This is a genomic window from Pseudomonas sp. PvP100, from assembly GCF_017833055.1.
In the GTDB taxonomy this organism is placed as follows: Bacteria; Pseudomonadota; Gammaproteobacteria; order Pseudomonadales; family Pseudomonadaceae; genus Aquipseudomonas; species Aquipseudomonas syringae.
The window spans coordinates 2,682,552-2,704,866 of sequence record NZ_JAFIBO010000001.1 but is presented as its reverse complement, the minus strand read 5'-3'; the positions used below and the strand labels follow the sequence as shown (position 1 = coordinate 2,704,866).

Here is a 22,315-nt window from a genome sequence, read left to right as displayed (position 1 = left end):
GGACGGTACATCCGCAGGAAATGTACCGTCCCTGACGCTCTCGAATACGTCGCGACGCCGATGAGTGCCTGTCAGCACTCGATCAGGTTGACCGCCAGGCCGCCGCGTGAGGTTTCCTTGTATTTGTCGTGCATGTCGGCGCCGGTGTCGCGCATCGTGCGGATGGCGTGGTCCAGCGAGATGTGGTGCTCGCCGTCGCCGCGCAGGGCCATCTGGGCGGCATTGATGGCCTTCACGGCAGCAATCGCATTGCGCTCGATGCAGGGGATCTGCACCAGCCCGCCGACCGGATCGCAGGTCAGCCCCAGATTATGCTCCAGGCCAATCTCGGCAGCGTTCTCTACCTGCTCGGGCGTCGCGCCGAGGATCTCTGCCAGGCCCGCGGCGGCCATCGCGCAGGCCGATCCTACCTCCCCCTGACAACCGACCTCGGCACCGGAAATCGAAGCGTTTTTCTTGCACAGAATGCCGACTGCAGCGGCGCTCAGGAAAAACCGTACAACGTCATCGTCATTGGCCGTGGGTTTGAATTTCATGAAGTAGTGCAGCACGGCGGGCACGATGCCAGCCGCGCCGTTGGTGGGCGCCGTCACCATGCGCCCGCCTGCGGCGTTTTCTTCGTTGACCGCGAGGGCGAACAGGTTGACCCATTCCATGGCGCTCAGCGTCGAGCCGATCACGTTGGGGTTGTCCAGGTTCTGCAGGTTCTGATGCAGGCGGTAGGCACGTCGCCGCACGTTCAGGCCACCGGGCAGGATGCCGGTTTCCACCAGGCCCTTGTCGACGCAGGCGCGCATCGCGGCCCAGATCACCATGATTTTCTCGCGGATTTCTTCCTCGCTGCGCCAGACCTTTTCGTTGGCCATCATCAGTTCGGAAATGCTCATGCCGTGGGTTTTGCACAGCCTCAGCAGTTGCGCACCGCTGAAAAAGTCATAAGGCAGCACAGTCGTGTCACTGTCCAGTACACCACTGGCTGCCTGCTCGGCGTCAATTACAAAACCGCCGCCCACCGAATAGTAGGTCTGCTCGTGGAGTTCGCCGTTCTTGCCGTAGGCACACAGGGTCATGCCATTGGGATGGTAGGGGAGGCTTTCATCGAGCAGGCACATGTCCCGCTCCCAGACGAAGGTGATGGCCTGTTCGCCCGCCAGCATCAGCTGGTTATCGGCACGCAGCGCGTCGATGCGCTGGTTGACCTGGCTAGGGTCGATCTGGTCAGGCCACTCACCCATCAGGCCCATGACCGTTGCGCGATCGCTGCCGTGACCGATGCCCGTAGCCGACAGAGAACCGTACAATCGCACCTCTATCCGTTCTACGCTGTGCAACCGGTTGTGATTGCGCAGTTCGGTCACAAACAGTGCGCCGGCGCGCATTGGCCCGACGGTGTGCGAACTGGACGGCCCGATGCCGATTTTGAACATGTCGAAGACGCTGATAGCCATCACGAAGGTCCTTCAGGTGAGATGATGCACGGGAATTTGGTATTCCCCTTTTTCTGTTACTCATCTTTGGCTTCGGCTGTCGAAACGACAAACGATTGTTGCTATGCAACGCTTTAGCGGAACTCTTCAATGAGCAGAATCTTCAACGCACAGATGCACGCCTGGCTACAGGTGTTCGCCTGCGCGGCCCGTCACCTGTCCTTCACCCGCTGCGCGGAAGAATTGCACGTCACCCCCGGCGCGATCAGTCAGCAGATGCGCCAGCTCGAAGAGCGCCTGGGCTTTGCGCTGTTTCACCGGGTCGGGCGCGGGCTTGAGCTGACCGCTGAAGGTCAGCGTCTGGCGGTGGTCGCCAACGAAGTGCAGAGCCGTATCAGCGAAGAACTGCGCCTGCTGTATTCCGGGCGTATCGGCGGGGTGTTCAAGCTGCGTTGCATTCCATCATTCTTGAGCAAATGGCTGATGCCGCGCCTGCCACGCTTGCAGGCGGCGTTTCCCGACATTCAGTTGCGTATCATTGCCGAGGACAGCAGCGGGTCGTTGCGTGATGACGATTTCGATCTGGCCATCGACCTGAACGACGGCAGCTATCCGGGGTTGTCGACTACGCCCTTGCTGGAGGAAGAGCTGTTTGCGGTCTGCTCGCCTGACCTGCTGGTGGGCAAGCCGCCGCTGGATACGCCCAGTCAGCTGGTGCACTTCCCGTTGCTGCACGACATCACCGCCTGGCGCGGCAGCTATGAATATGCGGAGTGGGAGTTCTACCTGACGGCCATCGGTGCCGATGGCATCGACGTGCGTCGCGGCCACACGTTCAACCGTAATCACCTGACCATCGACGCCGCGCGCATGGGCATGGGCGTGGCCATTGCGCGTAAGGCGCTGATTACCGATGAGCTGGAGCAGGGCTTGCTGATCGTGCCCTTCGGCCATCCGATCAAGGCCAGAAAGAAATACGTGCTGGCCTATCGTGAAGGGGCGCTGAGCACCCCGTCACGTCGCGCAGTGCATGACTGGCTGGTGAACGAGGCGCTGGGCTGACTCGCGCCGAATCAGGCAGTGTGGATCAATGGAACAGCTCGGCGATCAATACCGCACCGATGAACGTACCGAAGTTGGCGAGGAACGACACCAGTACAATCCTCCAGCCCAAACGGCGGAAGGCTGGGAGGTCCTTCGCAATCGACAGACCGGCGAAGGTCAGCATCGGAGTAATGACCGCCAGCAGGTTGATCGAGCTGGTGATCCGCGCAATCTCGGCGGCCCAGGGGCAAGCTGGCGAGGTCAGGAACATTGCCACCAGCGACACCATGCACACCGCAGGGATCTTGCGGCGAAGCAGGTTGCAAAACACCTCACCCACGAAGGCACAGAAAATCATGATGCCCATGCCGGTGAAGGCATCGCCTGACAGTGTCTTGTAGCCGACATAGTTGGCAATCAGTGCCAGTGCACCCGCAGCCAGCCACGCACTGATCTTGCCCGACCAGCCCAGTTCCGGCACCTCCAGCGACACGTCGCTGTGGCGCAGGCCTTCCTCGCTCATCGATGCCTTGGTGGTGCGGCCGATCAGCGGCTCGAGCACACGATAGCCCCAGACCGCCAGTGGCAGGGAGATGAACAGGGTGAAGTAGGTGCCGATGGTGGTGGTGATCAGGTTCGAGGCTGCCGCCAGGGTCATGACTTCCTTGGCGACTTCCGGTGTCTGTTGCGCGGCAATCGCCCCGGCAGCGGCGGCCATCATGCTGCCCGAACCGATGCCTGAGCCCATCGCCAGCGAGTTGGGATGGAAGATCCCCAGGCTGGCGATAAACCCGGCGACGATGGCAATGAACAGCGCGCCGAACAGGGTGCCCGTCAGGTACTCGGCCAATACGCCGCGACCTTCCGGAGAGTCCATGCCATAGCGCTCGCCGATGATTGCCAGGCTCGGCTCACGGCCGACCGAGAAGGTCGCACCAATGGCTTCGCGCTTGATACCGAGCATCAGTGCGACCGGCAGACCGAGCATCACGGTGCCGACGAAGTGGCCGAACTCCTGAAACATCAGCGCCCACCCGGAGGCGAACACCACCGGCAGCGAGCCGCCGACCACCAGGCCGAGCTTGGCAATGAAAAGCAGCAGGGCAGGTTGCAGGATGGAGGCCGAGCGCAGTTGCGTGCCGTGATCGATGCCAATGGTGCCTGGCATACGGCGGCTGGCAAGGCCGATCATCGCGCCCAGCAGCAGCGCCCACACCATCGGCAACAACACCACCTTGCCCGGGCCCAGCGGGATACTGACGGCACCGATCATTTCGGCAATGGTGAGGATAACGGCGGCCCAGACATACAGTTTCACCGTCGATGAAACGGCCTGATTGTCACCCGACACTGCAGCGTGTGAGTTTTGCATGATGATCCCCTTGCCTGCTGAATGGCCTTTTTCAGGCCTTATCAATCGTTATTCTGTTTTTCAGGTCGGCGCGGTAAAGCGCCAGGGCAGCGTTGAAAAGTCCATGAAGTCATGGAGACCGTTATCCGGCCAGGTATTTTTTATGAGGTCTGAATGTGATCCAGACCCAGGCTGCTTCGAGCCTTTGCAAGGGGATCACAGGGTGCGCTATTTGAAGGGATGAGCCTTTGAATACGGCACTTTGCTGTCCACACGCAATCGCAGTATGCATAGCACGAGGTTGCACACCAATATTGCGAATTTTATTTATCGTTGCTTTAAACAGAACACAGAACGCCCCGGAATGTGACGCAGCGCGCTCATCGTTATACACAAGTGCGCTTTTAATTCTGGCCGAAGGCCGTAGGAGCGAACTTGTTCGCGAAAACGATGTTTCAGGCGATACATTCTCGGGAAGGCTTGCGGCCCCTTCGCGGACAAGTCCGCTCCTACGCCCGTTGTGCAGAACCAAGACGGCCTTCTGGACAAGGGGTAGCGAACCGGGAATGTGACGCAGCGCGCTCATCGTTATACACAAGTGCGCGTTTGATTCTGGCCGAAGGCCGTAGGAGATTCTATGGTTTTGGGAAAGCCCTCAAGCCACTTTTGTTTGATATTCGCTCTGGTTCTTTAACAGAGCGAAGACTACTCGAGCCAACTTTCGGGAGAGCATGACCAGCGCTTGAGTTGTACTAAAGCCACGCTTTCTCTGCTCTTCATAAAAAGGCTTCCAGGCCGGCGTACGGCTCCCGGACATAGCCGCGTTGTGCAGCAACCGTCGGGCTTCTGGATCGCCGCGTTTGGTCAATCGACGAGGTCCATCACTTTGCCCTGATTTGGATACTCTCAGGTCCAGCCCAAGAAACGCGATAAAGGCGTTCGCTCCGCTGAACTCGCCTCGCTGAAAAGAAGTGACCAAACGAGCTGCAGTCAGAAAGCCGATCCCCTCTACTTTCATACAGCGGTTGACCTGCCTCATCAGCCCGGCTTCCTGCAGTACATCGCGAATCTTCTTTTCAACGAGCGCCTCAAATCGTTTCATCGAGTTGACCTGATTGGCGAACGCTGTTCTCAGAAAAGGCTCGTTGGTCCAGCTTTGTACCAGGCCAGTACGAGCCTGAACCAAGGCTGCACGACGTCGGAACAGGCTCAGAAGCTGCCGATAAAGCGGGCTCGCAGGTATCCAGGGCCGCAACTCATCAAGCTCGTTTTTCAGGTATCGGGCCAACAAACGAGCATCTTGGGCATCGGTTTTGGCGCGTATGTTGACGCCTTTACGGTAATGACTGAGCTGATAGCCATCCACCATATAAACGTCACAGCCTGCTTCGTGGGCCGCATCCGCGAACAGGACGTGATAGACGTTAGTGGCTTCGATGGCGATGGCGCAGCTGCTCGCCAAGGCCTTCAGCCATTGGGTGATGGCGACTTTGGTATTGGGGATTGCCTCAAGTCGATCATATTGATCGTGGTAGATCACCAGCTCATTCTTGGCGACATCTACACCGATGATCGGTTTTTCCAGAGTAACCCGCATTGCCATAACGCCTCCTCGAGGATAAGGTTTACAGACTTGAAGGGGCCACCCAGAGGCGCAGGCTTGTTTCTATCGTAGGTTGTGAGCCTTAAGCATTCTTTATCGGCGCTTGGGTGAAAGGAGGAGGGGTGAAATCTCCTACGGGTCTGTACTGCGCGAACAGTCAGAAGCGAACTAAGTCCCTCCTCCTCCCTTCAAGTCTTACCATACAAGCGAACTTGTTCGCGAAAACGATGTTTCAGGCGATATATTTTCGGGAAGGCTTGCGGCCCCTTCGCGGACAAGTCCGCTCCAACGCCCGTTGGGCAGAATCAAAACGGCCTTCTGGACAAGGGGTAGCGAACCGGGAATGTGACGCAGCGCGCTCATCATTATGCACAAGTCCGCTTTTGATTCTGGCCGAAGGCCGTAGGAGCGAACTTGTTCGCGAAGACGATGTTTCAGGCGATATATTTTCGGGAAGGCTTGCGGCCCCTTCGCGGACAAGTCCGCTCCTACGCCCGTTGGGCAGAACCAAGACGGCCTTCTGGACAAGGGGTAGCGAACCGGGAATGTGACGCAGAGCGCTCATCGTTATACACAAATGCGCTTTTGATTCTGGCCGAAGGCCGTAGGAGCGAACTTGTTCGCGAAGACGATGTTTCAGGCGATACATTCTCGGGAAGGCTTGCGGCCCCTTCGCGGAAAAGTCCGCTCCTACGCCCGTTGGGCAGAATCAAAACGGCCTTTTGCCCAAGGGGTAGCGAACCGGGAATGTGACGCAGCGCGCTCATCATTATGCGCAAGTGCGCTTTTGATTCTGGCCGAAGGCCGTAGGAGCGAACTTGTTCGCGAAAGATTCGGTATGGGCGCCAAAAAAGCATCGCCTGAAACATCGTCTTCGCGAGCAAGCTCCCACTAATTAGCAGGCGGGACTGCTCAGTTCCAGTTCCCTGGCGCATTTCTCCAGAGAACGCCGTTGGGTGTCGGCATACAGGTCCAGTTCGTTGAGCGTCCCGCGTCCCAGCGCCCGCTCGAAATCCTGCTGATTCGAATTCGTCGCGTAATGCGCCTGTGCGTTATCGCCCAGATTAGACTGGAAGATGCCCGCCGCACTGACCGGCAAAAAGTCTTCGTACACCAGTGGCTCGAAGCGCACATGACCTGCTTCGACAAGCTGCTCCAGACTGCCGGATGCGCGCGCGGCAATGCCTGACTCGGTCGGGAAATAGCGAAAGTAGGCCAGACCCTGCCTGCGCATTTCAGCGTGGCTGTCCGGAAACGCTTTGAACGTTTCTTCCAGCAGCCCGGCATAGCGAACGGCATTAGCCTCACTGGGGAACTCGCCCAGCGCTTCGCGGGCATCGTTCAGCAGCCGGTCATACAGCTCGCGGCCTTTGGGCGTCAGTGCAGCGCCACGCTGTTCTATCTCGCCGAAGCGTGCCGAGTGGCTGCCCGACTGAATGCTCCCTTGGCCGATGAAAGTAATCGGTTCTTCCAGCGCCTTGAAACTGGTCTGGCGCAGCAGGATCGGACATTGGCGACGTGGCGGCCCTTCAACCACCGCTTTGGGTGTGATGCCCTTGCCAGGCATGCCGGCCTGAACCGCATCGATGTCCAGCGTGCGTGGCGTCAGGTGGTTGATATGCGGACCTCGAAACGCCACCACATCAGCGATCAGGCGATGCTGAGTGTTCAGCTTCTGATAGTCGTCCAGCGAAACCGTCGCCGTGTTGTGCCAGCGAAAGGTTTCCAGCGCCTGCTGAATGAACTCGGCCGCATCGGCTTCGCTCAAGCCGCCGTCTGCTTCATGCTTGTCGATTAACGCCAGGGCGCCGGGCGTGAAGATACTGCGCTTGCCCAGCACCTGACTGGCGAACTCACGCAGGCCGTCGCTTTCGATCAGCTCCAGGCGCAGCAACGAGGTGAACACCCGAAACGGACTGACCTGCAACGCCTGCTCATGCACGGCGCGAAAGGCGGTGGAGTGAACCGGCACGCCGGCCGTGCTCAGGTCGTAGTAACCCACCGGCTGCATGCCCATGACCGCGAACAGGCGGGCGAGGGTGGCCAGCTCCTGTGCCATGCCGACGCGGATCGCACCATGCCGTTCCATGTCCAGGCGCTGGATTTCACCGGTCTGGCGCAGGCTGTCCAGCACACTGCTGTCATGGCTCATGACCTGTTCGTTGACTTCACTCACCAGCGCCATCAGCGTGCCGTACAGCGGCACTTCGTGCTTGTACATCTGCGACATGGCGCGAGAAAAACCCGCGCGGATCTGATCCGGGTCGGCAAAGCGTGCTGTGCTCATCAGGGTGTTTTCTCCGTACGGGTTCAAGCCAGCGCCGCCAGGCAGCGCTCGAAAATATCCAGCCCTTCGTGCAGCACATCGGGCTCAATGGTCAGCGGAATCAGCAGGCGGATAATGTGCCGTGACTTGCCGCTGGGCATCAGCAGCAGCCCGGCGTCCCTGGCCGAGCTCAGCAGCTCGGCGAGCTGTCGGGTACCGGGTTCGCCCTCCGCCGTGATCAGTTCGATACCGCGCATGCAGCCAACACCGGTCAGCCTGCCCAGGTACGGCGACAGTCTGCTCGCCTGCCAGGCTTCATAGCGTGAAACGATGGCGTGTTCCTGCTGCTCGCCCCAACTGGACAGGTTGGCATCGGTCATCTGCGCCAGTGACGCAAGGCCCGCTGCGCAGCCAATCGGGTTACCGGAATAGGTACCGCCCAGGCCGCCCTTGGGCAGGTTGTCCAGCAACGGCTTGCGACCTACCACGGCACCCAGCGGGATGCCGCCCGCAATGCTTTTGCCCAGCAGAATCAGATCGGGCTCGATGCCCAGGCGGCTGAACGCGAAACGCTGCCCGGTACGGCCGAAGCCGGACTGGATTTCATCGGCGATCAGTACGATGCCGTGCTTATCGCAGAACGCTCGCAATGCCTGGGCAAAGTCCGGCTGCATGGCCAGAAAACCGCCTTCGCCCTGAACCGGTTCGAAGATGATGCAGCCCACGTCGTTGACGTCGATCTCGACGCTGAACAGCCGGTCCATGGCCATGAGTGCCTGCTCGGTGGACACGCCGTTATCCTTGCTGGGGAACGGAACGTGAAAGACCGGACCGGGCAGCACGCCGACTTTCTGTTTATAGGGCGCTACCTTGCCATTGAGGTTCAGGGTCGCCAGCGTTCGGCCATGAAAGCCACCATCGAAGGCGATGACCGCAGTACGGCCAGTAGCGCCACGTACGATCTTCAACGCATTTTCGGCCGCTTCCGCACCGCTGTTGGTGAGCATGCCGCTGAGGGGGTAACTGACCGGCACGAACTGCGTGAGCTGCTCCATGAAACGGATGTACGGGTCATGAGGCGTGGCGTTGAAGCAATAGTGGGTCAGCTTTGCCGCCTGATCCTGAATGGCCGTGACCACCTGCGGGTTGCAATGCCCCAGATTGAGCACCCCGATGCCGCCGACGAAGTCGATGTAGCGCTTGCCGGCGGTGTCCCAGACTTCAGCGTTGCGGCCATGGGACAGCGTGATGTTGTGGACAAACGAAATGGATTCGCTGATGTGTTCGCTCATCGGTCTGGCCCCGACTCCGGGTGATCATGATGGGCTTATCCAAACAAACATCGGGCAGCGCTCGCAAACGAAATAAAATCACCGGGTCATTCCAATAATTCCCGATGTAATGGCTTTTCTGGCTGCTAATGATCAGAAGTTCATTCCTAAAAGGAATCATGTTTTTCAAAAACGTCGTTTGTAGCCCGACCCTGAGTGGCTTGATACTGAGGTCATCGATGATTTCCACCGTGGTTTCATGACAGGAGAATCAACATGGTTGCCGAGTTACTAGCACGTCTGGGCGTGGCGAACAGTGCCCACACACAAGGGGACTATCCGGTTTACACCCCGATTGATGGCAGCCGCATTGCCTCGGTCACGCTTGAAGGCAAGGCACAGGTCGTGGCGCGTATCGACAGCGCCCACAATGCGTTTCTGAAGTGGCGCACAGTGCCGGCCCCACGGCGTGGCGAGCTGGTGCGGATCTTTGGTGAGGTGCTGCGTGAGCACAAGGCTGATTTGGGCGAACTGGTGTCGGTCGAGGCCGGCAAGATCACTCAGGAAGGTCTGGGTGAAGTGCAGGAAATGATCGACATCTGCGACTTTGCCGTTGGTCTGTCGCGTCAGCTGTACGGTCTGACCATCGCCTCCGAGCGTCCCGGTCATCACATGCGCGAAACCTGGCACCCGCTGGGTGTGGTCGGTGTTATCAGCGCGTTCAACTTCCCGGTCGCGGTCTGGGCCTGGAACACCACGCTGGCGCTGGTCTGCGGCAATCCGGTGATCTGGAAACCTTCGGAAAAGACCCCGCTGACGGCACTGGCCTGTCAGGCGCTGTTCGACAAGGCGCTGAAGATTTTCGGTGATGCACCCGCAGCACTGGCGCAATTGGTGATTGGTGATCGTGACGCCGGCGAAGCGCTGGTCGATGACCCGCGCGTGCCGCTGATCAGCGCCACCGGCAGCACCCGCATGGGCCGTGAAGTCGGTCCGCGTGTCGCCGCCCGGTTCGGGCGCAGCATTCTGGAGCTGGGTGGCAACAACGCGATGATTCTGGCCCCGAGCGCCGATCTGGACCTGGCCGTGCGCGGCATTCTGTTCAGTGCGGTAGGCACCGCCGGTCAGCGTTGCACCACGTTGCGCCGCCTGATTGTGCACCGTTCGATCAAGGACGAAGTGGTCGCCCGCGTCAAGGCAGCCTATGCCAAGGTGCGCGTCGGTGATCCGCGCGAAGGCAATCTGATCGGTCCGCTGATCGACCAGCAAGCGTTTTCGGCCATGCAGAACGCGCTGACCAAGGCCCGCGACGAAGGCGGGCAGGTGTTCGGTGGCGAGCGTCAGTTGCAGGACAAATACCCGAACGGCTACTACGTCACGCCGGCCATTGCCGAAATGCCTGGCCAGAGCGACGTCGTGCGTCACGAAACCTTCGCGCCGATTCTCTACGTGCTGGCCTACGACGACTTCGAAGAGGCCCTGCGCCTGAACAACGAAGTGCCGCAGGGCCTGTCGTCGTGCATTTTCACTACCGACCTGCGCGAGGCCGAGGCTTTCCAGAGCGCCGCGGGCAGCGATTGCGGGATTGCCAACGTCAATATCGGCACCAGCGGTGCGGAAATCGGCGGGGCATTTGGCGGCGAGAAGGAAACCGGGGGCGGCCGCGAGTCTGGCTCCGATTCGTGGCGCGCCTACATGCGCCGGCAGACCAACACCGTCAACTACTCCCGCGAGTTGCCGCTGGCTCAGGGCATCGTTTTCGACTGATGTGAACCGGGCGCTTATCACCGACATTGCTGGAGTTTTTCGATGGTGCAGTTTGCTGAAGGCTGTCTGTGGGAACAATTGACTCCGCAACGTCCGGTCAGCCCGGCCCTGAGCGACGAGCGGAGCGCCGATGTATGCATCATCGGCGCCGGTTTCACCGGTCTGTCAGCGGCGTTGCGCTTGCTGGAAGGCGGCAAGTCGGTGTGCGTGGTCGAAGCGCACCAGGTCGGGAATGGCGGTTCCGGACGCAACGTCGGTCTGGTGAATGCCGGGACCTGGGTGGCGCCCGATCAGTTGGACAAGGTACTGGGCAGCGTCGAGGCCAGCCGACTGAATGGCGCATTGGGCGCGGCACCGGCACTGGTGTTCGCGACCATCGACCAGTACCGCATCGATTGCCAGGACACGCGCACCGGCAACCTGCACATGGCGCATAACGCCAAGGGCCTGGCTGACCTGCGCAGCCGCGCCGTACAGTGGCAGCGGCGCGGTGCCAACGTCGAATTACTGACCGGCAAACCCTGCGAAGACGCCTGTGGTACCGACAAGGTCAGCGGTGCCTTGCTCGATCACCGCGCCGGCACGGTGAACCCGATGGCCTATGTCTCGGGCATGGCGCTTAACGTGGTGGCGCAGGGTGGGCAAGTGTTCGGTGATTCTCCTGTCAACGGCTTGCAACGCACCGCTGACGGCTGGAAGGTCTCTACTGCTGCGGGCAGTGTGCGCGCCGAGAAAGTGATCATCGCGTCCAATGCCTACACCGAAGGCGAGTGGACCGATATCAAGGATCACATCTTCACGGGTTACTACTATCAGGTCGCTTCGCAGCCACTCAGCGGTGCCGAGCAGGCGCAGATTCTGCGCGGCGGGCAGGGTTCGTGGGATACGCGCACGGTGCTCAGCAACATTCGTCGTGATGCCCATGGGCGCCTGTTACTGGGCAGCCTGGGTAACGCCGGCAATTATCCGCTGTGGTTCATTCGCCAGTGGGCGGATCGCGTCCAGCAGCATTACTTCCCGCAACTGGGCCGGGTCGAGTGGCAGAGCACCTGGACCGGGCGCATCGGCTTCACGCCGGACCACTTGTTGCGCCTCTTCGAACCAGCGCCAGGCTTGCTGGCGGCGACCGGTTTCAATGGCCGCGGGGTGACCACCGGGACGCTGGTGGGCAAGTGCTTTGCCGATTACCTGCTGACTAACGATGCAACTGCGTTGCCGATGAGTTTTTCAAGCGGCAAAAAGGTCTCGGGCAGTTCGTTGCGCAGCCTGGCCTACGACGCGGGCTTCACCCTGTATCACGCCGGGCAATGCCTGCGCGTGGTGCTTTGAGCCGAGCAGGGTTCAGCTCGTCCTGCTCTTGATGCGCAGCTCTGCACACAGTCCGCCCTGCGCCGAGTTGCGCAGGTGCAGACTGCTTTCCAGTTTGCGCACGATCATGTCGACGATCGCCAGCCCCAGTCCTGCGCCATTGCTGTGACCCTGACTGTAAAAGCGTTCGAACAGGCGCGCCTTCTGTTGTTCGTCGATACCCGGCCCTGCGTCTTCGACTGACAGGTGCGCGCTGCCATCTTCCTGGGTGTGCAGGACGACGCGAATCTCGCTGGCGGTCGGGGCGAAATTCAGCGCATTGGTCAGCAGGTTCTGCAGGGCAATGGTGATGGCTGCCGGGTCGCTGCGGATCACGCAATCCTCGCCTTCCTCGAACACCAGATCGACGCGCTTTTCCAGGGCCAGCGGCGTGAGTTCGGCCATTTCCTCGCGTACCAGCGTGTTCAGCTCGAAGGTCTGTAACTGGCTGACTTCAAGACGCGGTTCCAGGCGTGCCATGGTCAATAACTGACTGGCCAGGCGGGCGGCGCGGTCGACGCCATGCACGAGGAAATCCAGTGCTTCCAGGCGTTGCTCCGGGGTTTCGGCCTGGCGTGCGTTCTGCGCGTGGATGCGCAGAATGGTCAGCGGCGTGCGCAGTTCATGGGCCGCGTCGGCGATGAAGCGTCGCTCGCGCTCCAGCACACTCTCGATCTGGGTCAGCAGGCGGTTGAGCGCGTACTGCATGGGCTCCAGTTCTTTGGGCAGGGGCGTTACATCAAGCGGTTCGAGGCTTTCGGCATCGCGTTTGCGGATGACTCTGGCCATCGCTTGCAGCGGGCGCAGGCCCCAGCCGATGGCCAGCCATATCGCGACCACCAGCAGAGGCACACCGATCAGCGTTGGCCACAGCGTGTGACTGACAATGCGCTGAATCAGGTCCTGGCGCACGTCATCGCGCTCACCCACCCAGATCAGAAAACCCTGCTGTGGATCGGCGAGGAGAAAGCCGCACCACTCGTGCCCGTTCTCGACCAGATCATGGGAGCCTTCGGTTGCCGGAGGTGCACTGAGCAGCGGCGCTTCGGCCGAGCGCACCAGCAGCTCGCCCGAGGTACGCCAGACCTGAAAGGTCAGCCGGGTTTCGTAAGGATGGGCCACGCCGCTGGTGCCGACCCGGCTCATGGCCTGATCGAACGCCTGATACAGCTTGTCGAGGTCCTGCTCACCCGCTGCGCGCTGACGCAGCACACCTTGCAGCAGGCGCGCGCTCTGGGCCAGCTGTGCATCGTAGACTTCTTCGATTTCGTGATGGCTGTCGCGCAGGGCGAGCAGGCTGATGGTCAGGTCGCCGAGCAGCAGCAGCATCAGTACCGGGATCAGAATGCGCGCGCGTACCGAGGTCATGCCTTGAGCTCCAGCAGGTAGCCGACGCCGCGCACGGTACGGATCAGCTCGGTAGACAGTTTCTTGCGCAGGTTGTGAATCAGCACTTCCAAGGTGTTGCTTTCGACCTTGTCCTGCCAGCCGTACAGGGTATTGGACAAACGCTCGCGGGTGACCACTTTGCCGGGGCGGATCATCAGTTGATGCAGCAGCTGGTACTCCATCGGCGTCATCGGTACTTCGCTGCCCTTGAAGCTGACCTGTTGCGACGCCGGGTCGAGGCTGATGCCCGCGTGCTCCAGCAGCGGTTGCGCACGGCCCTGGCTGCGCCTGAGCAGGGCGCGGACCCGGGCTTTCAATTCATCGACGTCGAAGGGCTTGATCAGGTAGTCGTCCGCACCGGCATCCAGACCGGCAATACGGTCGGCAGTCCCGTCGCGTGCAGTCAGGATCAGCACCGGCAGGGTGAGTGCTTCGGCGCGCAACTGGCGCAGCAGGTCCAGGCCATCCATGCGTGGCAATCCGAGGTCGAGCAGCAACAGGTCGAATGGCTCGCTGCGCAAGGCGTGCAGCGCGCTCAGTCCGTCCTCCAGCCAGTCAAGGGTGTAGCCCTCGGTATTCAGGGCCACGCGGATGCCTTGACCAATGGCTCGATCATCCTCGACGAGAAGCAGGCGCATAGGGTTTGACCGGTGAGTGTGGGAAGAAGGGCGCCATGATGCCGTCAGCAGGCAGCAGCGCGAAGTGCCGTGTGTCCGGGAAGATGTTACGAGCTATTACGTATTAAGCTTTTCCTAAGATTCGTTTCGCACAGTAGGCGCTCCTTAACTGCTTGCGAGTATCTGTCATGCGTAAAGTCCTGCTGATTTCCCTGTGTCTGGCCAGCCCGCTGGCACTTGCCGGGCCGCAATGCACCACGGCTGACAAGTCCCAATGGCAGGATCAGGCCAAATTCCAGGAGCAGCTCAAGGCTCAGGGTTACGAGATCAGCAAGTTCAAGGTGACTGACGGCAACTGCTACGAAATCTATGGTTTCGACAAGGACAAGCGCAAGGTCGAGATCTATCACGATCCGGTGACGGGTAAAGCGGTGAAGACCGAGACCAAGTAATGAGCCGTGTTTCCCTGCGCCTGTGGGACCCGCTGGTCAGGCTGTTTCACGTCTCGATCGCGGGTGTTTTTGTTGCCAATTATTTCTTCAATGAAGCAGGTGGCGACTGGCACATCTGGCTGGGCTATTACGCGGTTGCCTGGCTGGCGGTGCGCGTGGTGTGGGGATTCATTGGGCCGCGCAGCGCACGCTGGAGCGATTTCTGGCCGCATCCGGCGCGCCTGCGTGCGCATATCCGCTCGCTGATCGACCGGCGACCGATCCATCGGCTCGGTCATTCCCCGCTCGGCGCGCTGGTCATGGTACTAATGATGGTGCTGATCTTCGGCATGGGCCTGACCGGTTTTCTGATGGAAGAGGTCGATGCCTTGTGGGGCGCCGACTGGCCGCAGGACATCCATGAAATTCTCGCTAACACCTTGTGTGCCCTGGTGGTGCTGCACATGGCCGCCGCCATCTTCGAAAGCGTTCAGGTGCGTGACAACCTGCCCCTGTCGATGCTGACTGGCAAACGACGTCCGTTGCCCGAAGATCGCCATCGCTGAAACCACACCTTTGTTCCTCTTTACAGTGATGCCTCCCGATGCGTGTTATTTCCCGAAACCTGACTGCATGGAGCGCAGGCCTGATTGTTGTGGCGATTTTTCTCAGTGCGTGGCTCAGCCATCCACAGCACCGTATTGCGCCCTTTGCGCTCAGCCCCGCGCCAGTGGGCGCTGAGAGCGTGGCGCCCAAGGCGTCCTATATGTCGCGTTTCGCGTCTTCCGACCTGGACGACTTCGTGCATTCCTCAGCCGTGACAGCATTGCCCGGCGGCGACCTGATGTCGGTGTGGTTCGCCGGTTCTCGCGAAGGGGCGGGCGACGTTGAAATACGCACCTCGCGCTTCGATGCGGCCAGTGGCGAGTGGGGCGGCGAGCAGGTGCTGGCAACCCGTGAGTCCACCCAGTCAGGCACCGGTAAATACATCCGCAAACTGGGCAATCCGGTGATCGCCCTGGCTCCGGACAATCGCCTGTGGCTGTTCTACGTTTCAGTCTCGGTCGGCGGCTGGGCGGGCAGCACGGTCAACGCCATGGTCTCCAGCGACATGGGCGCCAGCTGGTCGCCGCCATGGCAACTGGTGACAACACCGTTCCTGAACATCAGTACGCTGGTGCGCGGCGCGCCGGTGTTTCATGCCGACGGTTCGATCGGCCTGCCGGTCTATCATGAGTTTCTCGGCAAGTTTGCCGAATACCTGTACCTGAGTGCCGACGGTGAAGTGATCGACAAGTTTCGCATCAGCCGTGGCAACAATTCCCTGCAACCCACCGTGGTGCCTTTGGATGGGCAGCGCGCCGTGGCCTTGTTGCGCTATGCCGGCGAGACGTTCCACCGGGTGCTGGCCAGCCGCACCGAAGACGGCGGGCAGAGCTGGAGCGAGCCGTATCCGCTGACCCCGAGCAACCCCAATTCTTCGCTGGCTGCGGTCGGTGTGCCGGGCAGGGGGTTGCTGGTGGCGCTCAATGACCTGCGCGAGGGGCGCTTCAAGCTCAGCCTGTACGGCACTGATGAAGAGATGAACGTCTGGAGGCCCTTGATGGATTTCGACAAGTCGCCCGATCCGCTGGGCACGCCGTTTACCCTTGAGGCGTACAAGGAGGTGATCGGCGAGGGCTTCCGCAGTTCCAGTGGCGCCCTGCGTCAACCGATGGAAGAGGCGTTTCTGAGCAATCTGGACCAACGCGTCTGCTCGCCCCAGGGCTGCGACTTCGAATACGAATACCCGTACTTCATCCGTAGCCCGGACGGCCTGTATCACCTGGTCTACTCATGGAATAACACCTTCATCAAGCATGTCAGCTTCAACGAGGCCTGGCTGGCGGAGCAACTTTTATGATCGCATTGGGATTGGCTCATCTGGCGTTTGCCTGGACCCTGTTTGTGCTGTTGGCGCCGCTGACCGCATCGTTATGGTGGCGCTGCGGCCTGCTGGCCGCCGTCTCGCTATTGAGTGTGATCTCGATCGACGGGCTGTCGATGGCGTCCTATGCCCGCAGCCTGACCGATGACCTGGCCATCAGCAGCCTGGTGCTGCTGGGCTGGCTGACCCTGCAGCGACTGGGTGTGCTCAAGCCACTGGCCGTGTCCAGGCGCGCGGTGGTGTTGCTGGTGTTTGCTGCGCTGGCACTGACGCTGTACCCGGCCACACTGGGCCTGACGTATTTCGATCCGTACCGCTGGGGTTACAACCCGCGGCCGATGATCATGATTGTCGCTGTCATCGCGCTGGGGCTGGTCTTTATGCGCAATGCGCTGGCCGCGGTGATGCTCAGCGCTGCGACGCTGGCCTTCACTTTCCGCATCAAGCCATCGGAGAATTATTGGGATTACCTGATCGATCCGCTGCTTGGCCTTTACTGTTGTGGGGCATTGCTGATCCTGGCTGTCCGTTTTGTTTATCGCCGGGCAATGGAGACGCGCCGTCCGGCCGCTCTGTCTGTCGGCAATGTCTAGGGGAATGACGATGAGTTGGTTGCAATCGCGACGCCTGCATTATTGGCTGGGCGCGGTCATGGTGGTGTTCCTGCTGTCGGCGTTGCTGAGGGGTGTGTTCTTCTTCGGGTTTTCCGGCATCGAGCCGGGCACGCTGTTCACGCATGGCGAGGTCGCACAGACGCTGGGCATCGGTTTGCGCTTCGACTTGCGCCTGGCGCTGCTGATACTGCTGCCGGTCGCGGTGCTGCTCTGGTTGCCGGGCTGGAACCTGATCAGCGTGCGTGCCCTGCGTTGGCTGGCGCGAGGCTATCTGATCGTGGCGCTGGCGATCCTGACGATGATTTACATCGTCGATTTCGGCCATTACGCCTATCTCGGCGTCAGGCTCAACGCCAGCGTGCTGCGCTATCTGGAGGATGCGCAGATTTCCCGAGACATGCTCTGGCAGACCTATCCGGTGTTGTGGATCACTGTCGGCTGGCTGCTCACGGTCGCCGTGCTCGGCTGGGTATTGATCAGGCTTGAACGTGTCACCCTGGACCGTGAGGCCAGGCCAATCAAACGCGGGTCCGTGGTCTGGGGTTCGGCGCTGATGGTCTGTGCAACCTTTCTCGGCCTGTTGGGCCGGGTCGAGAATCTCAATCTGGAAAACCCGGTGCCGCTGCGCTGGAGCGATGCGTTCTTCTCCGGCAACAGTCAGGTGGCGGCGCTGGGACTCAACCCGGCGTTGTTCCTGTACGACACGCTCAAGGTTTCGCAGTCGAACTTCGATGAACCCGAGGTGCGCAAGCACTATGAACGGGTCGCGCGTTATCTGGGCGTTCCCCAGCCAGACGTGCAGGGGTTGAGTTTCAAACGTCACCAGACCGTGCAGCCTTACCGGCTGCCGGGCGAGCGGCCGCCGAATGTCATGTTCGTCATGCTCGAATCGCTGGGCACCAGTGCCGTCGGCGCCTACGGCAACCCGCTGAACCCGACGCCGAACCTGGACCATCTGGCCACCCAAAGCTGGTTCTTCAAGCACTTTTACGTGCCGGTTACCGGCACTGCGAAAACGGTCTGGGCGAGCATCACCGGGGTGCCCGACGTGACACGGCAGGAAACCGCCACGCGTCACCCGCTGCTCACACGGCAAAACACCATCATCAACGACTTCAAAGGGTACGAGAAGCTGTACATGATTGGCGGCAATTCCGGCTGGGCCAACATGAACGCCTTGATCCGTCGCAGTATCGACGACGTACGGCTGTATGACGAGCGCGATTGGAAGTCACCGCAGGTGGATGTCTGGGGGATTTCCGACCTGGACCTGTTCAAGGAGAGTGACCGGCTCCTGCGTGCGTTGCCAGCCGACAAACCGTTCTTTGCCTACGTGCAGACTGCGGGTAATCACCGGCCGTTTACCATCCCCAAAGACAACGACGGTTTTCAGGTCAGCGACAAGACTGTTGAGCAGGTTCAGGCCGCCGGTTCGCGCAGCGTGGAGCAGTACAACGCCGTGCGCCTGCTGGACTTCAATATCGGGCGATTGATGGAACTGGCCAAGGCGGGCGGTTACTACGAAAACACCATCTTCGTGCTGTTTGGCGATCACAACACGCGGATCAGCCAGATCCCGCACATGGCGCCGGCGTTCGAGCAACTGGGCCTGGAGAGCAACAACGTCCCGCTGTTGATTCACGCCCCCGGCCTGCTGGGCACACGGGTCGTCGACGAAGCGGTCGGCCTTGCCGACCTGTTGCCGACAGTCGCCGGGATGGCCGGTATGGACTTCACCAGCGGCACCATGGGCCGTGACATTCAGCAGGCGGCTCCAGAAGGTGAGCGTGTGGTGCCGCTGGTACTGCGCGAAGGTACGTTCCCGCTGATCGGCGGTGTCACGCGCAACTACCTGCTGCAAATGGAGCACGACGGCAGTTCGCCCACGCTCCACGACCTGTCTTCCCCCACGCCGCTGGACAACGTTGCCGAACAGAACCCGCAAGAATTCGAACGGCTGCGCGACCTGACCCGCGGCCTGCATGAAACCTCGCGAATGATGCTGTACCAGAACGTGCGTTGACAGAGAGAGCCGGCTTTATTCAGGGGCATACGCGAGCCGCCGGTCGAGTCGGTGGCTTGCGTCTTGCGTAAGGATGGCATCGCAATTAGATGATGTTAAAGTGCTTGCTCCTGTGAACCGCGCACGCACCAAACGCGTATAGGGCTCGGTTTTCGACTATCGCCTTTAGTTGAGCGCGTATTTCGCGGGGAGTTGTAGACCGTCGTCTTGTAACCCTGACTCTTTTTCTTTATGGATTGTGGTATTTCATCGCAAACGCAGGAAAAAACTGTCAGATTTTGCTCTGAATCTGTATTTTGGCGGCCTGTTTTCGCTCGGATGCGTTTTCTGCCCATTGCACACTCAAGAGCCTTCCTGGATGCCGGCAAGTTTTTCATCTGTTACCCCGCCGAAACTGCTTGATGCACTGCGTGCTGAGACGAGTCAGTTGCACGTCAGGCTTGAAAAACGCATGCCATTTTTTTCATCCGCTCTGGATCGCGCCCATTACCTGCGCCTGCTTCAGGCTTACTACGGTTTTTATGCACCGCTTGAAGCGATCCTGCATGCCAGTGCCTTGATCCCCGCGGAGCTTATCCCGATCGAGAGGGTCAAAACCCCTGTGCTGGTCGAGGATTTGCGTGCGTTGGGGCTGTCCGACCATGACATTGGCCAATTGCCTCGCTGCGAACAGTTACCCGCTGTTGATTCTCCCGGGGCCTGTATGGGGGTGATGTATGTGCTGGAAGGGGCCACATTGGGCGGGCAAGTGTTGCGACGCGAAATAAACAAGCGTCTGGGTCTGGATGAGCAAAGTGGAACGGCCTTTCTCGATGTGTACGGTGCCCGCACCGGACCTCGCTGGAAAGCGTTTCTTGATCATCTGGATGAAGTACCCCAAGAAGTTGCCTTTACTGATGCCGCCGCTTTTGCAGCGCACTCCACATTTGCATGTTTCGAGCACTGGCTCGAGGGTCAAGAGGTACTGTTATGAGCCAACTCGACAAAGATGCCTTTGAAGTCCTCCTGGCCAATTGTGCGGATGAGCCCATTCAGTTTCCCGGTGCCATTCAACCTCATGGCCTGCTGTTCACGCTGACAGAGCCCGAGCTGACGATCCTGCAAGTCAGTGCCAATGTGCAGACCGTGCTGGGCCATGTGCCGGAGGAGGTGCTCGGCAAGGGGCTGGACTGTGTGCTGGGCGCTGGCTGGGCCGACGTGATCCGAAGCGCCAGTGCTCATGATTCGTTCATTGACGCGCAACGCCTGCTGATGTCCATCAACGGCATCGAGTTCGAAGCCTTGCTGCACCGCCATCAGGGCGTTCTGGTTCTGGAGCTCGAAATTCAGGGCAAGGATGCGCAATCGGTCAGTTATTCCGAGCGCACCGGCAACATGGGGCGCATGTTGCGTCAACTGCACGCTGCGAGTGATCTGCAGACCCTGTATGAAGTCAGCGTCCGCGAGATCCAGAAAATGACCGGTTACGACCGGGTGCTGATCTACCGTTTCGAAGAAGAAGGTCATGGTCAGGTGATCGCCGAAGCCTCGGCGCCAAGCATGGAACTCTTCAACGGTCTGTTCTTCCCGGCATCGGACATTCCCGAGCAGGCGCGCGAATTGTATCGCCGCAACTGGCTGCGCATTATTCCCGATGCCGATTACACCCCGGTGCCCCTGGTGCCTCAACTGCGCCCGGACACTCTGCAGCAGCTTGACCTGAGTTTTTCGACGTTGCGCAGTGTTTCACCGATCCACTGCCAGTACATGAAGAACATGGGCGTGCTGTCATCCATGAGTGTGTCGCTGATTCAGGGCGGCAAGTTGTGGGGATTGATCAGTTGCGGCAACCGTACGCCGCTGTACGTGTCCCACGAACTGCGCAGTGCCTGCCAGGCAATCGGCCAGGTTCTGTCGCTGCAGATCAGCGCCATGGAAGCGCTGGAAATAAGCCGTCAGCGAGAGGCGAAGGTCAGGGCGCTCGAGCAATTGAATCTGGCCATGGCCGGGTCCGAAGAAAACGTCTTCGATGGCCTGGCGCAGCAACCACAGTTGTTGATGGATATGGTGGGCGCAACCGGCGTCGCCATCATCGAAGACCGGCAAACGCATTGTTTCGGCATCTGCCCTGAGCCGTCCGACATACGTGCGCTGCATGCGTGGATGATCGCTGGTGGCGAACCAGTGTATGCCAGTCATCATCTATCCAGCGTCTATCCGCCTGCCGAGGCTTATCAGCCAATTGCTAGCGGCGTGTTGGCGATGAGCCTGCCAAAGCCGGTCGACAACGGCGTTATCTGGTTTCGTCCCGAGGTCAAGGAAACGGTCCAGTGGAGCGGTAATCCGAAAAAACCACTGGATATGGAGAGCTCGGCAGGCGGCATGCGTCTTCGGCCGCGTACCTCGTTTGAGATCTGGAAGGTCGAGATGACCGGGATCGCTACGAAGTGGAGCTATGGCGATGTGTTCGCCGCCAATGACCTGCGCCGCTCCGCCCTGGAAAACGACCTTGCCCGTCAGGTGCGCAGGGAGCAACAGGCTGTTCGCGCCCGCGACGAACTGGTCGCGGTTGTATCCCATGACTTGCGCAACCCGATGACGGTCATTTCCATGCTCTGCGGAATGATGCAGAAGTCGTTCAGCTCCGATGGGCCACACACGTCGCGACGTATTTCCACGGCAATCGATACCATGCAGCAAGCCGCCAGCCGCATGAATGTGTTGCTGGAAGACCTGCTCGACACCTCGAAAATCGAAGCAGGCCGTTACACGATTACGCCGCAGCCGCTGGAAGTCAGCCAGATATTCGAGGAGGCCTATACCTTGCTGGCCCCGCTGGCGATGGACAAGTCCGTCGAAATTTCCTTCAGCGCCGAGCCGGACATCAAGGTCAATGCTGACCCGGAGCGCCTGTTTCAGGTGCTGTCCAACCTGGTTGGCAACGCTATCAAATTCACCCCGAAACTGGGCAAGATCGACGTGTCAGCCATGTCCAACGGCTCCGAAATCGTGTTCACCGTGCGGGACTCCGGCGAGGGTATCCCTCCCGAACAGTTGCCGCATATCTTCGAACGCTACTGGACCGTCAAGGAAGGCAACCCGACCGGCACCGGCTTGGGCCTGTACATCTCGCAAGGCATCATCAAGGCCCACGGCGGTGAACTGGCTGCGCAAAGCCGGGTGGGCGAGGGCAGCGAGTTCCGCTTCACGGTGCCAATGGCGGTTTGATCGCTTTCTCAGGCTTGCAGTGAGTTTCAGC

17 protein-coding genes are annotated in these 22,315 nt (G+C 60.2%); 10 read left to right on the top strand and 7 right to left on the bottom strand.

Annotation, left to right across the window (positions count from 1 at the left end):
* Positions 1–71 precede the first annotated feature (71 nt).
* Positions 72–1,448, bottom strand: coding sequence for an L-serine ammonia-lyase (locus JOE39_RS11405; protein ID WP_024664098.1), 1,377 nt, complete (start codon positions 1,446–1,448; stop codon positions 72–74).
* Between the two features lie 129 nt (positions 1,449–1,577).
* On the opposite strand from JOE39_RS11405, the gene JOE39_RS11400 reads away from it, so the two are divergent.
* Entirely contained in the window at positions 1,578–2,489 is a 912-nt protein-coding gene (locus JOE39_RS11400) for a LysR substrate-binding domain-containing protein (protein WP_003314779.1), read from the top strand.
* A gap of 25 nt (positions 2,490–2,514) precedes the next feature.
* Here JOE39_RS11400 and JOE39_RS11395 read toward each other — a convergent pair whose 3' ends face one another.
* The 4 genes from JOE39_RS11395 to JOE39_RS11380 form a co-directional block, all read right to left on the bottom strand.
* Entirely contained in the window at positions 2,515–3,843 is a 1,329-nt protein-coding gene (locus JOE39_RS11395; protein ID WP_003314780.1) for a DUF3100 domain-containing protein, read from the bottom strand.
* Positions 3,844–4,477: 634 nt separating this feature from the next.
* Positions 4,478–5,425, bottom strand: a complete 948-nt coding sequence (locus tag JOE39_RS11390; RefSeq protein ID WP_003319329.1) for an IS110 family transposase — start codon at positions 5,423–5,425, stop codon at positions 4,478–4,480.
* Positions 5,426–6,320: 895 nt separating this feature from the next.
* Positions 6,321–7,712: a VOC family protein gene (locus JOE39_RS11385; protein WP_003391244.1), complete on the bottom strand. Its 1,392-nt coding sequence runs from the start codon at positions 7,710–7,712 to the stop codon at positions 6,321–6,323.
* A 23-nt stretch (positions 7,713–7,735) separates the two neighbouring features.
* Positions 7,736–8,983 (bottom strand): aspartate aminotransferase family protein, encoded by a 1,248-nt coding sequence (locus JOE39_RS11380; protein WP_003391246.1) that lies wholly within the window; start codon positions 8,981–8,983, stop codon positions 7,736–7,738.
* Positions 8,984–9,238: 255 nt separating this feature from the next.
* Between JOE39_RS11380 and JOE39_RS11375 the strand changes: the two genes are divergently transcribed.
* A complete protein-coding gene (locus JOE39_RS11375; RefSeq protein ID WP_032661292.1) occupies positions 9,239–10,729 on the top strand; it encodes an aldehyde dehydrogenase family protein in 1,491 nt (496 codons plus the stop codon).
* A 42-nt stretch (positions 10,730–10,771) separates the two neighbouring features.
* Positions 10,772–12,058 carry an FAD-binding oxidoreductase gene (locus tag JOE39_RS11370; protein ID WP_210077363.1) on the top strand — a complete coding sequence of 429 codons (1,287 nt, stop codon included), beginning with the start codon at positions 10,772–10,774 and terminating at the stop codon, positions 12,056–12,058.
* Between the two features lie 12 nt (positions 12,059–12,070).
* Here the strand turns inward: JOE39_RS11370 and JOE39_RS11365 are convergent, their stop codons facing one another.
* On the bottom strand, positions 12,071–13,444 hold the full coding sequence (locus JOE39_RS11365; protein WP_003427583.1) for a sensor histidine kinase: 1,374 nt from the start codon (positions 13,442–13,444) through the stop codon (positions 12,071–12,073).
* Complete coding sequence (locus tag JOE39_RS11360; RefSeq protein WP_003412541.1) at positions 13,441–14,103, bottom strand: response regulator; 663 nt, start codon at positions 14,101–14,103, stop codon at positions 13,441–13,443. The genes JOE39_RS11365 and JOE39_RS11360 overlap by 4 nt, the downstream gene beginning before the upstream one ends.
* A 167-nt stretch (positions 14,104–14,270) precedes the next feature.
* Between JOE39_RS11360 and JOE39_RS11355 the strand changes: the two genes are divergently transcribed.
* The 7 genes from JOE39_RS11355 to JOE39_RS11325 all read left to right on the top strand — a co-directional run bounded on the left by JOE39_RS11355 (position 14,271) and on the right by JOE39_RS11325 (position 22,284).
* Positions 14,271–14,534: a PepSY domain-containing protein gene (locus JOE39_RS11355; RefSeq protein ID WP_003349279.1), complete on the top strand. Its 264-nt coding sequence runs from the start codon at positions 14,271–14,273 to the stop codon at positions 14,532–14,534.
* On the top strand, positions 14,534–15,079 hold the full coding sequence (locus JOE39_RS11350; protein WP_017279184.1) for a cytochrome b/b6 domain-containing protein: 546 nt from the start codon (positions 14,534–14,536) through the stop codon (positions 15,077–15,079). The genes JOE39_RS11355 and JOE39_RS11350 overlap by 1 nt, the downstream gene beginning before the upstream one ends.
* 38 nt (positions 15,080–15,117) lie before the next feature.
* On the top strand, positions 15,118–16,416 hold the full coding sequence (locus JOE39_RS11345) for a sialidase family protein (protein WP_017279183.1): 1,299 nt from the start codon (positions 15,118–15,120) through the stop codon (positions 16,414–16,416).
* Positions 16,413–17,033, top strand: coding sequence for a hypothetical protein (locus tag JOE39_RS11340; RefSeq protein WP_003314790.1), 621 nt, complete (start codon positions 16,413–16,415; stop codon positions 17,031–17,033). The genes JOE39_RS11345 and JOE39_RS11340 overlap by 4 nt, the downstream gene beginning before the upstream one ends.
* Positions 17,034–17,043: 10 nt before the next feature.
* Positions 17,044–19,077 (top strand): LTA synthase family protein, encoded by a 2,034-nt coding sequence (locus tag JOE39_RS11335; protein ID WP_024663982.1) that lies wholly within the window; start codon positions 17,044–17,046, stop codon positions 19,075–19,077.
* 358 nt (positions 19,078–19,435) lie between these two features.
* A complete protein-coding gene (locus JOE39_RS11330; protein WP_003391269.1) occupies positions 19,436–20,050 on the top strand; it encodes a biliverdin-producing heme oxygenase in 615 nt (204 codons plus the stop codon).
* Positions 20,047–22,284: an ATP-binding protein gene (locus JOE39_RS11325; RefSeq protein WP_003391271.1), complete on the top strand. Its 2,238-nt coding sequence runs from the start codon at positions 20,047–20,049 to the stop codon at positions 22,282–22,284. The genes JOE39_RS11330 and JOE39_RS11325 overlap by 4 nt, the downstream gene beginning before the upstream one ends.
* The last annotated feature ends 31 nt before the right edge of the window (positions 22,285–22,315 follow it).